The sequence below is a fragment of the Microbacterium aerolatum genome (genome assembly GCF_007988825.1).
In the GTDB taxonomy this organism is placed as follows: Bacteria; Actinomycetota; Actinomycetes; order Actinomycetales; family Microbacteriaceae; genus Microbacterium; species Microbacterium aerolatum.
Genome location: NZ_BJUW01000019.1, coordinates 36,127 through 49,517, shown reverse-complemented (window position 1 = coordinate 49,517; position 13,391 = coordinate 36,127). Strand labels below are relative to the sequence as shown.

The following is a 13,391-nucleotide window of genomic DNA, read 5'->3' as shown; positions in this document are numbered from 1 at the left end:
GGGTCCATGATCACCACGGTCACGACCACGCGGGCCGAGTATCTCCCCCCGCCGCAGCGCTTCGAAGCCGGCACCCAGCGGGTGTCGCAGGCCGTCGCGCTCGCCGCCGCGATCGACTACCTGAGCGAGGTCGGGATGCCGCGCATCGCCGCCCACGAGGCAGCGCTCGGGCAGCGGCTCGTCGACGGGCTCACCGCGATCGACGGCGTCCGGGTGCTCGGCGCGGGCATCGCCCTGCCACGGGTCGGGCTGGCGAGCTTCGACATCCCCGGCATCCATTCGCACGACGTCGGGCAGTTCCTCGACGACCGCGGCATCGCCGTGCGGGTCGGCCACCACTGCGCGCAGCCGCTGCATCGCCGGCTCGGCGTCACCGCATCCACCAGGGCGAGCACGTATCTGTACTCGACCGAGGCCGAGGTCGACGCCTTCCTCGACGGCGTCGCCGCCACCATCGACTTCTTCGGAGTGCGCTCATGACATCCAGCGATCTGCAGAATCTGTACCAGGAGCTGATCCTCGATCACTCGCGCACCCCGCACGGATTCGGACTGCGCGACGAGGTCACCGCGCAGTCGCACCAGCTGAACCCGACCTGCGGTGACGAGATCACCCTGCAGGTGCACCCGGGCGCAGACGGCGCGATCGAGGCGATCGCGTGGGAGGGGCACGGCTGCGCGATCTCGCAGGCATCGGCGTCGCTGTTCGCCGAACTCGTCGAGGGCATGACCGTGCCCGAGATCGAGAAGCGCATCGACGTGTTCCGCGAGGCGATGCGCTCGCGCGGCAAGATCGAGCCCGACGAGGAGCTGCTCGGCGATGCCGCGGCGCTCGGCAGCGTCTCGCGCTACGTCGCCAGAGTCAAGTGCGCGATGCTCGCGTGGGTCGCAGCCGAGGACGCCCTGCGCAAGCTCGGCTGACGGAATACGCGCGCCGCGGGCCTGTTGTCCCTCGCATGACAACTCTCGGAATCATCGGTGCAGGACACATCGGCAGCCAGGTCGCACGCGCGGCCGTGGCGCACGGCTACGACGTCGTGATCTCGAACTCGCGAGGACCGGAGACGCTGAGCGATCTCGTCGCCGAGCTCGGGCCGCGGGCACGCGCGGCCACATCGGCCGAGGCAGGAGCCGCAGGCGATGTGGTCGTGGTGACGGTGCCGCTGCATGCGCTCTCGCAGGTGCCGGTCGAGCCTCTTGCCGGAAAGATCGTCCTCGACACGAACAACTACTACTACGAGCGCGACGGCCACATCGAAGCGCTGGACAACGGCGAGACGACGACTTCCCAGATGCTTCAGGAACACCTGCCGACGTCCAAGGTCGTGAAGGCGTTCAACCACATCCGCTCCGGCGAGATCACCACCGACGGCGCGCCCGCCGGCGCGGAGGATCGCCGAGCCCTCGCCACGGCGAGTGACTTCGACGAGGCCGTTGAGTTCGTCACCTCGTTCTACGACGAGCTCGGGTTCGACACCGTGAACGTCGGACCGCTGAGCGAGTCATGGCGGGTGGAACGCGACCGCCCCGCCTACGTCGTCCGCCAGAACGCCGCCGAGCTGACCGAGAACCTCGCCCGCGCCAACCGGCTCCCCTGACCAAGACAGGACGACGCATTACCCCGCGTGTCGCCCCGTGAAGTTCTGTGTCGCCCCGTGAATGACTGTGTCGACGAGGGATGCCGACGCTTCCGCGGATGCGGATGCTGAAGGCATGAGTCACCTGGTCAGCGTGGCGCAGCTGCTGCACCTGCAGCGCATCGCCGAGCACCGCACCGGCCCGCCCGTGCGGCTGCTCGACGTGCGCTGGCGGCTCGACCGGCCGGAGGGACGCCCGGAATACGTCCGCGCGCACCTTCCCGGTGCCGTGTACGTGGATCTCGAGCGCGAGCTCGCTCGTCGGGGGCAGCCGCAGGAGGGGCGGCATCCGCTGCCGGCGCTCGACGATCTGCAGCGCGCTGCGCGGGGCTGGGGACTCGACGACGGCGACGTCGTCGTGGCGTACGACGACAATCGCAGCGTTCCGGCCGCCAGGCTGTGGTGGCTGCTGCGCCGCGTCGGGGTGGACGTGAGGGTGCTCGACGGCGGCATCAGAGCATGGACGTCCGAGGATCTCCCGCTCGAGCACGGCGACGTGCGGCCGCAGCCCGGCGGCGTGACCCTCGTGCCTGGTGCAGCCGCGGACGCCGCCGGGATCGACGACGTCGAAGGTCTCGTCGCACGCGGTGTGCTGCTGGACGTCCGTACCCCGGAGCAGTACAGCGGTGCCCACAACACCAGCGATCCGGTCGGCGGGCACATTCCCGGTGCCGTGAACCTTCCCGCCATGGCGACGGTCGCGGGCGACGGGCGCCTCCACCGGCCAGAGGCGCTGCAGCGCCTCTTCGCCACGGCAGGGGTGGATGCCGCGACCGAGGTCGCCGTTTATTGCAGCTCGGGCGTCGCTGCGATGCACGCGGCGCTCGCACTGGAGCATGCCGGCATCCCGGTCCGGGTCTACCCGGGGTCGTGGAGCCAGTGGGCGAACACTCGCGGGCGCCCCGTCGCGGTGGGCACACTGCCCGCCGGTCGGCTGACGCGCGCGTGAGTGCCGGAAAACCCGGAGTGCGCGGCCGGTATACCAAACCGGTGAAAACGCGCAGATGAGTGGCACAATTACTCGAATGGGGGAGAGGCCTTCGGAGTTGGAGTCTGCGCGGGTGGCACGTCAGCTGCGCGACGACATCGTGCTCGGCCGCCGGCGCCCAGGATCACGGCTCGTGGAACGTGACATCGCAGCGCAGCTCAACGTGTCGCGTCTTCCCGTCCGAGAGGCGATCCGTGCTCTCGTCACGGAGGGCATCGTCGTCGCGCGTCCCCGGACGTGGGCGGTGGTCCGTGAGTACACGCTGGGCGACGTGCGCGACTTCGCGGAGGTCCGCGGGCCGATCGAGACCATGCTCTTCGTGTACGCGGCCGAGCGCCACGACGAGGCGGGCCTCGAGGGGCTGCGCCGGGTGCTGGAGCGCGAAGAGCAGGCGGCGCGCGACGGCGACCAGGCCGCGTCGCGGGCGGCGGCGGGAGACTTCCATGCCTACATGGCCGTGCTCGCGAGCAATGATGTGCTCACCGAGCTCGCCGGTGTCTTCGCGACTCGTCTGAAGTGGATCTTCGGGCTGCACCAGGACCTGCAGGGGATGGCGGCTTCCCATCGAGAGCTCTTCGAGGCGATCGAGGCTCGTGATGTCGAGCTCGTGCGGCGCCTTCTCGCCGAGCACCTCGCCGCCGGCACTGCCGCGGCCGAACGACGCTTCGGAACAGAGTCGACGTCGACCGGGTGACGTCACGCCACGGGCGTCGTGGTGTCGGTCGCCTCGCGCAGCGTGCCGCGCATCGCACGCCAGTACCTGACCGGTGAGAGCCGCACGATCACGTCGATGAGCCGGGCTTCGCGTCCGATCATCGTGCGTGCGCGCCGACGCTCGGTGGCGCGGATGATGCGCGCCGCGGCATCCTGCGGTTCGGTGTGATACATCGCGGCCTGTGCCGAGGCGGCACGTGCGGCGACCGCGGGGTCGATCGCGGCCGCGTACCGGCCATGCAGGATGATCCCGGTGCGCACGCCCGCTGGGTAGAGCGCACCCACCGTCACAGAGCTTCCCTCCAGCTCGTGACGCAGCGCCTCCGAGAAGCCGCGCACCGCGAACTTGCTCATCGAGTAAGGGATGCGTCCGGCAGGCGCGGCCAGCGCATAGACACTGGACATGTGCGTGATGTGAGCGGCAGGCGCTGCCCTGAGCGTGGGCAGCAGCGCCTTCGTGACGGAGACCGTGCCCCACAGGTTCACATCGATCAGCCAGCGCATCTCCTCCATCGTCAGCTGCTCGAAGCTGCCGAGCATCGAGGATCCGGCGCAGGTGATCAGCGCGTTGACGGCGGGATGCGCGGCGGTCACTTCGGCGATCGCGGCGAAGGCGGCCGCGTCGTCGCTCAGATCGACGACGTGCGTGGTGACCGTGCCGGGAAGTTCGGCCGCGATGGCGGCGAGCGCGTCGGCGTTGTGATCGAGCAGCGCGAGATGCGCGCCCGCGGCGGAGAGCTGCCGCGCGATCTCCGCGCCCATGCCGCTGGCGGCGCCCGTGATCACTGTGGTGCTGCCGGCGAGGGTGAGTCGTCGCATGCATCCTCCTCATGGCACGGTCGGGTCCATGCCTCGCGTCATTGCAGGTGGGGAGAACCTGTCTGGTTCCATTCTGGCCGAGACTCGCGTCGGTGGGGGACGATACGATCGGATGAGGAGGTCCTGGTGGGACGAACAGCGGATGCCATCGCGGAAGGCGTCGCGATCGCGACGGCCGCCGCGCGCTTGACGCTGAAGAACCAGATCCTCGTCGGAACGATCGCCAAGGGCGGCGTCTTCGACCCCGACAAGTACGTCGAAGACGCCCGCGGAGCCCTTCTGGCGATGGCCGTCGAATCCGAGCAGGCCGCCGACGCAATGGCCAGGCTCCGCAAACGCGCCCGAGGGCGCCACTCCGACCCCGCCGGCACCCACGACTACCGCGACCGCGATGTGCGCAACCTCCGCCGCAGGGCCAAGCAGTACACCGGCGTCGCCGAACGACTCAAGGCAATGGCCGAAGACCCCGAGAAGCTCGGCGTGCTCGTCGAGGACGCCCGCCAGGCCGCGTGGGCCGAAGTGCGCGGAAACCTCGACCGACGGCTGGTCGTCGAGGGCATGCGCCCGGAGCAGGATCCCGACTACGCGACGATGCGGGAGGCGCGGATGCAGGCGCTCAGGCTCGTCGATCTGCAGGCGCTGTCGTCGCGGCAGCGCGCCAAGCGCAAGCGAGAAGCGGCCTCCTGACCGCCGGTTTCGCGTTCGCGTGCTCCGTCATGTATTCTTGCTGAGGCCCGTTCCGCTGAAACAGGCCGGAGAATGCGCCACTAGCTCAATGGATAGAGCATCTGACTACGGATCAGAAGGTTAGGGGTTCGAGTCCCTTGTGGCGCACACTGTGTTGAGACAGTAGAGCCCCGTCGCGAAAGCGGCGGGGCTCGTCTCGTTTCCGGCCGGAACGCGCCTCCAGTCCGCACGCCAGCGTAGCCTGGAGGGGTGACTGCGTACGTCTCGGCCTTCGATCTGTTCTCCATCGGCGTGGGGCCATCGAGCTCACACACCGTGGGCCCGATGCGGGCGGCCCTCGACTTCTCGCAGCGACTCGCGGCGCACGAACGCCTGGGCGAGGTCGCGCGCGTGACCTGCACGCTGTACGGCTCCCTCGGCGCCACCGGAATCGGACACGGGACGCCGGATGCCGTCGTCGCAGGCCTGCGCGGGCTGGCGCCCGAGACCTGCGATCCCGACGACGTCCGCGCCGCATGGGCATCGTTCCCCGCAGGTGAGAACCTGCTCATCGCGGGTACGCACGCCGTGCCGTTCGCCAAGGATGACATCGAGTTCGCGCCGCGGACGCGGCTGCCGGGGCATCCGAACGCCATGACGATCCGCGCGCACGGCGCTGACAGCGATGTCATGGTGGAGGAGACGTACTACTCGATCGGCGGCGGGTTCATCCGCCGCGACGGTGAGGAGGCGCAGATCGCCGCCGGCGGCTTCCCCCTGGACTACACGGATGCCGCGTCGCTGATCGCACTCTGCGACGAGCGCGGCATCACGATCGCCGACGTCGCCCGCGAAAACGAGATGGCGCTGCGGCCGGAGGCCGAGGTCGCTGCCGGTCTCGATGCGATCTGGGATGCCATGGCCGGATGCGTCGACGCGGGCCTGCACGCCGACGGGGTGCTCCCCGGGATCCTCAAGGTCAAGCGCCGGGCCGGTGCGATCCGCGAGCAGCTCGACGCGATCGAGGCCGACGGCACCCCTGCGATCCCCGGCGAGTGGCTCGGTGCGTTCGCGCTCGCCGTGAACGAGGAGAACGCCGCGGGCGGGCGAGTGGTCACCGCTCCGACGAACGGTGCCGCCGGCATCCTGCCCGCCGTCGCGATGTACTGGTGGCGGTTCCTCGCCGAGTCCGGGCTCGGCTCCGGCAATGCCGTCACGCCCTACGGCGAGCTCGTGGGCAGCGCCCTCCTCGGGTTCAGCTCCGGTGGGGTGTCGGACCCTTCGACAGGCTCAGGGGCCGACCGCGGGTCGTTGAGCGAGCGCAGCGAGACGAAACGGCTTGAGCGAGCGGAGCGAGTCGAAAGCGACGCATCCCCCGAACTCATCGCCGAGGCCAACCGCCGCCGCGGCATCCGCCGTTTCCTGCTCACCGCCACCGCGCTCGGGTCGCTCTTCAAGGCCAACGCCTCCATCTCGGGAGCCGAAGGCGGATGCCAGGCCGAGGTCGGCTCGGCCTGCGCCATGGCCGCCGGCGGACTCACTGCCGTCATGGGCGGCACGAACCGGCAGATCGAGAACGCCGCGGAAATCGCGATGGAGCACCACCTCGGTCTCACCTGCGACCCGATCGGCGGGCTCGTGCAGATCCCGTGCATCGAGCGCAACGCGATCGCGGCATCCACAGCGGTGACCGCCGCGCGGCTCGCGCTGCGCGGTGACGGCGAACACTACGTGTCTCTGGATGCCGTGGTCGAGACCATGCGGCAGACCGGCGCCGACATGTCGACGAAGTACAAGGAGACCAGCGAGGGCGGCCTCGCGGTCAACGTCATCGAGTGCTGACCGGTCGTAGGCTGTCCGCATGGTGAGCAGACGCGGCCGAGGACGGCCGCCCGGTGACTCTGACGCCCGCGAGCGGATCGCCGCGGCAGCGATGCACGAGTTCGGTGAGCACGGCTACGACGGCGCCACCATGCGCGCGATCGCAGCGGGCGCAGGCGTCGATGCGGCGCTGGTGCACCACTACTTCGGGAGCAAGGCGGATCTGTTCGCGGAGGTCGCCGGCTTCCCCGTCCGCCCCGACCTCGAGGTCCCCGCCATCCTGCGCGAGCGCCCAGGCGACGCAGGGGAGCGCATCGTGCGCTTCGTGCTGGAGTCGTTCGAGCGTCCGGATGTGCGAAAGCGCGGCGTCATGGTGCTGCGCACCGCCATCAGCGGAAAGCTGACGGGGCCGCTGGTCACCGGTTTCCTCGCGCGCGAACTGCTGCCGCGGATCGCCGCCGAACTGGATGCCCCGGATGCCGATCTGCGCGCGACGCTGGTCGCATCTCAGATCGCGGGACTGATCATCGCCCGGCATGTCGTCAAGCTCCCCGCCATGGCTGAGGCCTCCGTCGACGAACTCGTGGCGCGGATCGGACCCACCATCCAGCGGTACCTGTTCGGCTGATCCGCACGCCCTTGACCGGTGAAGGCCACGGGTGCATTATTCATCACATGATGAATAATTCCGCTGTCGAGATCACGGGCCTGCACGTGCGCCGCGGTGCTGTGCGCGTGTTCGACGGCGTGGACCTCACGATCCCGCGAGGCCAAATCACCGGCCTGCTGGGGCCGTCGGGTTGCGGCAAGACGACGCTCATGCGATCGATCGTCGGCGTGCAGAAGATCGCATCCGGTGACGTCACGGTCCTCGGCGAGCCGGGCGGGTCGCGACAGCTCAGGCACCGCGTGGCGTACGGCACGCAGGGCGCGGCCGTGTACGGCGACCTGAGCGTGCGGCAGAACCTCAGCTACGTCGCCTCGCTGCTGAAGGCGCCGAAGGGGGACGTCGACCGCGTCATCGACGAAGTGGGACTGCAGGGACAGGCGGGGCAGCTGGTCGACTCCCTGAGCGGCGGGCAGAGCACCCGAGTGTCGCTCGGGATGGCGTTGATCGGCGCGCCGGAGCTGGTCGTGCTCGACGAGCCGACCGTCGGTCTCGACCCGGTGCTGCGCTCGGATCTGTGGCAGCTGTTCCGCGGGCTCGTCGATCGCGGCGTGACGATGGTCGTCTCGAGCCACGTCATGGACGAAGCGCAGCGCTGCGACCGGTTGCTGCTGATGCGCGAGGGCCGGATCATCGCCGACACGACCCCGTCGTCGCTCCTGACGGACACCGGCACCGCAGACCCGGAGGCCGCCTTCCTCGCCCTGATCGAGCGCGACCGCGAAGCATCCGCATCGCCGCCTGCATCGGCGTCCGGCGACACCCGCAGGTCGCGGCGCGAAGCACGCGAGCACGAAGTAGGAGCCGGAGAATGAACGGCCGTAGGACGCTGGCGACCGCCGGACGCGTGCTCGCCCAGCTGCGGCACGACCCGCGCTCGATCGCGCTCATGCTGATCGCGCCGAGCCTGCTCGTCGGGCTGTTCGCGTGGCTGTTCAGCGACCAGGAGGGCGTGTTCGACCAGTTCGGCGGGGCCATCCTCGCCTTGTTCCCGTTCATCGTGATGTTCCTGATCACGTCTATCACTACGCTGCGGGAGCGGCGCTCGGGAACGCTGGAACGGCTGATGACGACGCCGCTGGAGAAGCCGGACTTCATCCTCGGGTACGCACTGGCATTCGGGCTGATGGCGCTGCTGCAGGCGGTGATCACCGTGACCTTCGCGGTCTGGGTCTGCGGGCTCGAGGTCGAAGGACCGCTGTGGCAGCTCGGGCTCGTCGCCGTCGTCGATGCACTACTCGGCACGGCCCTCGGCCTGCTGGCCAGTGCGTTCGCGCAGACCGAGTTCCAGGCCGTGCAGTTCATGCCGCTGCTGGTGTTCCCACAGATCATCCTCGGTGGACTGTTCATGCCGCGCGATCAGATGCCGGACGTGCTGCACGCGATCTCGGACTGGCTGCCGCTCAGCTACGCGATCGACACGATCAATGCGGTCGCGGCGGGGGATGAGGGGTGGGACGTGTTCGGGCCGCTGCTCATCGTCGTGGCCTTCGCCGTCGGCGCTCTGTTGCTGGCCTCACTCACCCTGCGCCGTCGCACCCGCTAGCCGGCCCGCCCCGTGGTTCGTCATGCGGACGACACGCCGCGGCTCGTTGAGCGGACGCCGCCCACCCGCGGGTCGTTGAGCGGAGGCGGCGGAGCCGCCGAAGACGAAACGGGTTGAGCGAGCGCAGCGAGTCGAAGCTATCATCCCGACGCACCGCTCACTCCCGCCCTGCCCGACTCTTCGTGTGCCGGGTCGGCACCGCATCCCACGGATCCTCCGGCCACGGATGCTTCGGGTACCGTCCCCGCATCTCGGCGCGCACCTGCGCGTACGGTCCAGACCAGAACGACGCGAGGTCGTCGGTGACAGCCAGCGGACGCCCCGCCGGCGAGAGCAGATGGAACAGCACCGGCACCCGTCCGCCCACCAGTCGGGGCGTCTCGGCCCACCCGAAGCACTCCTGCAGCTTCACCGCGACCACCGGCCGCGCTGCCGGATCGTCGAGCGGCGGGTAGACGACGCGAACGCGCGAGCCGCTCGGCACCTCGAGGCGTTCGGGGACGAGGGCATCGAGCTCTGAGGCGGCCGGCCACGGCAGCAGCCGGCGCAGCGCAGGGGTGAGGTCGATGCGCGCGGCGGGGGCGCCGCTCGCCAGCGAATCGAGTTCCGGCCCGAGCCAGGTGTCCAGGTCGTCGAGCAGCGCGGCATCCGACACGTCGGGCCACGGCGCCCCGAGCTCGCGATGCAGCAGCGCGAGCCGACGGCGGAGCTCGTCCGCGGCATCCGACCAGGTGAAGACTCCGAGGCCCTTCTGCTCGATCGCCCGGCGCACGGCATCGTGACCGCCGTCGCCGGCCTGGGCGCGCACGGGAACCGAGGAACGCACGATCGCGCCGACGCGTCGCTCGCGACGTGCGATGACGCGTCCGTCCACGAAGTCGGCCTCTGTCCGGTCGGTGATGAGGTGGCCGGCCGCCTGCTCGACCTGTTCCTCGGAGATCGCGGCGCCGGCGCGGATGACGGCTCCGGTGCCGCCTGCCGCGCGCCCCTGCGCGCGCGAGACATCCGCGACCGCCAGCCATTCCGCATCGGCGAGAGGACCGCTGACCCCGGCGCGGGTGCCGGATGCCAGCAGGAAGGTCGCTCCGTGCGCCGAGCGGTCCACGCGCCTGGCGATCCGGTCGGGGAACGCGAGGGCGACGACGAGGCCGACGTCGTCGGTGGTCGGCGCGGTCGGTCCTGCTGGCGCGGCGGGCGCGGAGCGGAGGAGGCGGGTGACCTCCTGCGTCCAGCTCCGAGAATCCGGTGTGCGGCCGTTCCGCATGGCGACGAGCGCGGACCCGATATCCCCGTCGGCGATGCGGGCCTCGCCGCTGAGCAGCGCGACCACCTCGGCGGCGAACCTCGCACCCACCAGCGCAGAGCCGTCGCGCAGCGCGCGGCCGAGGCGCGGGTCGGCCGGCACACGCGCGAGCTCATGTCCCTCAGCTGTGGCACGGCCGTCGTCGTCGATCGCGCCGAGACCGCGCAGCACGCTGAGGGCGTCGCGCAGGTTGTCGGCGGGCATCGGGTCGAGGAGGCAGAGACCTGCCCCGCCCGGTGCACCCCAGCACGCGAGCAGCAGCGCGGCATCTGTGAGATCGGTCGTCGCGATCTCGGGAGTCGGCCGCGCCGGAGCCGCCGCGAACGTGCGTTCGTCGACGCAGCGGATGACGGTTCCGGGCCCCAGGCGCGTCGCGCGCCCGGCGCGTTGAACGGCCGAGGCGCGAGAGGTGGGGCCGGTGACGAGTCCGCTCATGCCGCGGGCGGCATCGCGCTGCGGATAGCGGGAGAGGCAGGTGTCGACGACGAGTCGCACGCCCGGAACCGTGAGGGAGGACTCGGCGAGCGAGGTCGTGACCATGATGCGCGGGGGCTCATGGACACTGCGGCCGCGGATCACGGCGTCCTGCGCTGCGGCGGGCATTTGACCGTGCAGTTCACGGACGTCGACCTCGTCGGAGATCTGCTGGATCCGGCGGGCGATCTCGGACACCTCGCGCGCGCCGGGTGCGAAGACGAGGACGTCGGCGTCCGGATCCGCGCGGAACAGATCCAGACCCGCGGATGCCGCGACGCCCGCGACATGGTCGAGGAAGCCTCGGGTGACTCCGCGCTCGTCGAGCCGAGGTGCGGGGCTCGGCGCCCAGCGCTCCTCGAGCGGATGCTGCGGCACCGTCTGGGTCACGATGGGAGCGGGCGCGGCATCCGCGCCGATCACGGCGGCCACTTTCTCGGCATCCAGCGTGGCCGACATGGCGACGAGGGCGAGGTCGTCGCGGAGCTCGCGCACCTCGCCGAGGAGTCCGATCAGAAGGTCGGTCTCGAGCGCGCGCTCATGAACCTCGTCGAGAATGACGGCGTCGACGCCGTCGAGTCCCGGGTCCGAGAGCAGGCGGCGCAGCAGCACGCCCGCCGTGACGAACTCGATGCGAGTGTCGGAGGCGACCTGGCGCTCACCGCGGACCGTGAAGCCGATCCGGGTGCCGACCGCTGATCCGTCGAGCTGGGCCAAGCGGCGAGCGGCGGCGCGTGCGGCGACCCGACGCGGTTGCGTCACGATCACACGGCCCGTGGAGCGGTTGGCGAGAACGGGCGGCACGAGCGTGGTCTTGCCGGTGCCCGGCGGCGCGCTGACGACGACGGCCGAGCTCTCGAGCGCAGCATCCAGGTCACCGAGTGCGGCCGCGAAGGCGAGCCCATCCCCGATGGCGGCGATGTCGAACGCGGAGGTGCTCACCTCTCCATCCTCCCGCGGACGGGTGGCGCTCGCCCAACGCGTCCGGGTTGTTGCGGGTGACGGTACTGCGCACCCGCAAGTTCTCGGACATCGGGATGCCGCCAGGCGGAGCCGCAGGGAACGACGAAGGCGCCGGACGGAACAGGTGTCCGTCCGGCGCCCTTCAGAAGGATCACTCTGCCGAAGCAGGCGGCGGGGGCGTGGAGCCCTCCTCCTTCGCACGCGAGCGCTTGGCCGGCGCAGACGCGGCGGCCGGCGCGGACGCCGGCGCTGCCGGCTGCGCGTTCGCGATGCTCTCGCCGATGCCGCGTCCGACGGCCTGCCCCTGGATGATGGCGGCGAGGTCGAGGCCTGTCGCCGAGCTCACGCTGTCGAACACCGACTTGAGCGCCTTCGCGCTGTCGGCGCCCACCACGTTCGATGCGCCGTCCTCGCCGGAGCCGCCGATGATCGAGACGCTGCCGATCGTGGCGTATCCCTTGGCGAACTCGCCCATGACAGTGGGGAGCACGTCGAGCACTCGCTGCGACAGGAACGCTTCCTGGTTCGACGCGATGGCCTTCGCCTCCGCCTCGGTCGCGGCAGCCCGCGCTTCACCCTCGGCGCGGATGGCTTCGGCCTCGGCGTTCGCGCGCAGACGGCGTGCTTCGGCCTCGGCGTCGGCGAGAGCGCGCAGCGCGTTGGCCTCACCGGTTGCCTTGGCCTCGGCGGCTGCTGCCTCACCTGCGGCGCGGGCGCGGTCGGCCTCGGCCTGCTGTTCGGCGATGCGGGTGCGGGCCTCTGCCTGCTTGACCTGCTCGATCGCCGCAGCCTCTGCCGCGCGCTCGCGCGTGTACAGGTCTGCCTGCGCGCGGGTCTCAGCCTCGTAGCGCTGGGCGTCCGCGACGCGCTTGACGTCGGCATCCAGCTGAGCCTGACGGTTCTCGGCGTTCTGCTGGAGGACGGCCTGCTCCGCCTGGGCGCGAGCGAGGTGTTCGGCCTGCTCGGCTTCGGCGCGAGCGCGGCCGATGCCGGCGTTCGCGTTGGCGGTGTTCGTGTCGAGAGCCGTCTGCTCGACCAGGTTGGATTCCTGGTTGGCGATGATCTTCTGGTTGATCGCACGGTCGGCGTTGGTCTGCGAGATCTCGGCGGACTGACGCTTCGACTGGATCTCGGGTGCACCGAGCGACTGGATGTAGCCGACGGCATCCGTGATGCCCTTGATCTGGAACGAGTCGAGGATCAGGCCCTGCTCGGCGAGCTCCTGCGAGACGTCCGCGGCGATCTGGTCGGAGAACTTCTTGCGCTCGCGCATGAGCTCGACGACCGAGAGGGTCGCCACGATTCCTCGGAGCGCGCCCTCGAGCTGCTCGGTCGTGAACTGCTCGATCGCGGCATCCTGCGAGGCGAAGCGCTCGGCTGCGCGGCGCACGTACAGCGGGTCCGAGCCGATCTTGACGATCGCGACGCCGTCGACGTTCAGGGTCACGCTGTCGAGCGACTGCGCCTCGGCGTTCAGCGACACCTGGCGCGAGCGCAGGGAGATGATCTCGTGGCGCTGCGTGATCGGGTTGACCAGCGACTTGCCGTTGACGATGACGGTGACCGGCGAATCGACGATCTCGGAGCTGCTGCTCCCGTCCGCGCTGACGATGGCGCGCTGCACCTTCTGCTTGCGTCCCGAGATGACCAGCGCCTCATCGGCGCGGGCGACCTTGATCCAGCTGCGTGCGAACAGCAGCACGATCAGGCCCACCACGATCAGGACGACGACGGCGATGCCGACGAGGATCAGAATTCCGACGGCTCCGGCGATCTCCATGTAACTTCCCTCCC

At 70.3% G+C, this 13,391-nt stretch carries 13 protein-coding genes and 1 tRNA gene; 11 read left to right on the top strand and 3 right to left on the bottom strand.

The window, feature by feature from the left end; translation table 11 throughout:
• From MAE01_RS14950 to MAE01_RS14930, 5 genes are all read left to right on the top strand, one after another.
• The coding region (locus tag MAE01_RS14950) for an aminotransferase class V-fold PLP-dependent enzyme (RefSeq protein ID WP_147040739.1) at positions 1 to 480 on the top strand (480 nt) is incomplete at its 5' end.
• A complete protein-coding gene (gene sufU, locus MAE01_RS14945; protein WP_147040737.1) occupies positions 477 to 920 on the top strand; it encodes a Fe-S cluster assembly sulfur transfer protein SufU in 444 nt (147 codons plus the stop codon). The genes MAE01_RS14950 and sufU, both read left to right, overlap by 4 nt.
• Positions 921 to 955: 35 nt before the next feature.
• The gene (locus MAE01_RS14940; protein ID WP_147040735.1) at positions 956 to 1,597 is read left to right on the top strand and encodes an NADPH-dependent F420 reductase; all 642 of its coding nucleotides are present in this window, start codon (positions 956 to 958) and stop codon (positions 1,595 to 1,597) included.
• 115 nt (positions 1,598 to 1,712) lie between these two features.
• Positions 1,713 to 2,585, top strand: a complete 873-nt coding sequence (locus tag MAE01_RS14935) for a sulfurtransferase (RefSeq protein WP_147040733.1) — start codon at positions 1,713 to 1,715, stop codon at positions 2,583 to 2,585.
• A 112-nt stretch (positions 2,586 to 2,697) separates the two neighbouring features.
• A complete protein-coding gene (locus MAE01_RS14930) occupies positions 2,698 to 3,318 on the top strand; it encodes a GntR family transcriptional regulator (RefSeq protein WP_229718081.1) in 621 nt (206 codons plus the stop codon).
• A gap of 2 nt (positions 3,319 to 3,320) precedes the next feature.
• On the opposite strand, the gene MAE01_RS14925 is transcribed toward MAE01_RS14930, so the two are convergent.
• On the bottom strand, positions 3,321 to 4,157 hold the full coding sequence (locus tag MAE01_RS14925) for an SDR family NAD(P)-dependent oxidoreductase (RefSeq protein WP_147040729.1): 837 nt from the start codon (positions 4,155 to 4,157) through the stop codon (positions 3,321 to 3,323).
• Positions 4,158 to 4,283: 126 nt separating this feature from the next.
• Here MAE01_RS14925 and MAE01_RS14920 point away from each other — a divergent pair, with 126 nt between their 5' ends.
• From MAE01_RS14920 to MAE01_RS14895, 6 genes are all read left to right on the top strand, one after another.
• Positions 4,284 to 4,844, top strand: coding sequence for an asparagine synthase (locus MAE01_RS14920; protein WP_186806265.1), 561 nt, complete (start codon positions 4,284 to 4,286; stop codon positions 4,842 to 4,844).
• Between the two features lie 74 nt (positions 4,845 to 4,918).
• Positions 4,919 to 4,991: transfer RNA gene (locus MAE01_RS14915), tRNA-Arg, on the top strand.
• 102 nt (positions 4,992 to 5,093) lie between these two features.
• On the top strand, positions 5,094 to 6,665 hold the full coding sequence (locus tag MAE01_RS14910; RefSeq protein ID WP_147040727.1) for an L-serine ammonia-lyase, iron-sulfur-dependent, subunit alpha: 1,572 nt from the start codon (positions 5,094 to 5,096) through the stop codon (positions 6,663 to 6,665).
• Between the two features lie 19 nt (positions 6,666 to 6,684).
• Positions 6,685 to 7,272 (top strand): TetR/AcrR family transcriptional regulator, encoded by a 588-nt coding sequence (locus tag MAE01_RS14905; RefSeq protein ID WP_147040725.1) that lies wholly within the window; start codon positions 6,685 to 6,687, stop codon positions 7,270 to 7,272.
• A 47-nt stretch (positions 7,273 to 7,319) separates the two neighbouring features.
• Entirely contained in the window at positions 7,320 to 8,126 is an 807-nt protein-coding gene (locus tag MAE01_RS14900) for an ABC transporter ATP-binding protein (RefSeq protein ID WP_147040723.1), read from the top strand.
• Positions 8,123 to 8,857, top strand: a complete 735-nt coding sequence (locus MAE01_RS14895) for an ABC transporter permease (RefSeq protein ID WP_147040721.1) — start codon at positions 8,123 to 8,125, stop codon at positions 8,855 to 8,857. Before MAE01_RS14900 ends, MAE01_RS14895 begins: the two co-directional genes overlap by 4 nt.
• A 157-nt stretch (positions 8,858 to 9,014) precedes the next feature.
• Here MAE01_RS14895 and hrpB read toward each other — a convergent pair whose 3' ends face one another.
• Complete coding sequence (hrpB, locus tag MAE01_RS14890; RefSeq protein ID WP_147040719.1) at positions 9,015 to 11,576, bottom strand: ATP-dependent helicase HrpB; 2,562 nt, start codon at positions 11,574 to 11,576, stop codon at positions 9,015 to 9,017.
• 172 nt (positions 11,577 to 11,748) lie between these two features.
• Positions 11,749 to 13,377, bottom strand: coding sequence for an SPFH domain-containing protein (locus MAE01_RS14885; RefSeq protein WP_147040717.1), 1,629 nt, complete (start codon positions 13,375 to 13,377; stop codon positions 11,749 to 11,751).
• Positions 13,378 to 13,391 lie beyond the last annotated feature (14 nt).

Bases quoted from the DNA above. Each gene is read 5' to 3' on its own strand.
- MAE01_RS14895 (WP_147040721.1), top strand. From the start codon at position 8,123: ATGAACGGCCGTAGGACGCTGGCGACCGCCGGACGCGTGCTCGCCCAG.
- MAE01_RS14935 (WP_147040733.1), top strand. From the start codon at position 1,713: ATGAGTCACCTGGTCAGCGTGGCGCAGCTGCTGCACCTGCAGCGCATC.
- MAE01_RS14885 (WP_147040717.1), bottom strand. From the start codon at position 13,377: ATGGAGATCGCCGGAGCCGTCGGAATTCTGATCCTCGTCGGCATCGCC.
- MAE01_RS14940 (WP_147040735.1), top strand. From the start codon at position 956: ATGACAACTCTCGGAATCATCGGTGCAGGACACATCGGCAGCCAGGTC.
- sufU (WP_147040737.1), top strand. From the start codon at position 477: ATGACATCCAGCGATCTGCAGAATCTGTACCAGGAGCTGATCCTCGAT.
- MAE01_RS14900 (WP_147040723.1), top strand. From the start codon at position 7,320: ATGATGAATAATTCCGCTGTCGAGATCACGGGCCTGCACGTGCGCCGC.
- MAE01_RS14905 (WP_147040725.1), top strand. From the start codon at position 6,685: ATGGTGAGCAGACGCGGCCGAGGACGGCCGCCCGGTGACTCTGACGCC.
- MAE01_RS14925 (WP_147040729.1), bottom strand. From the start codon at position 4,157: ATGCGACGACTCACCCTCGCCGGCAGCACCACAGTGATCACGGGCGCC.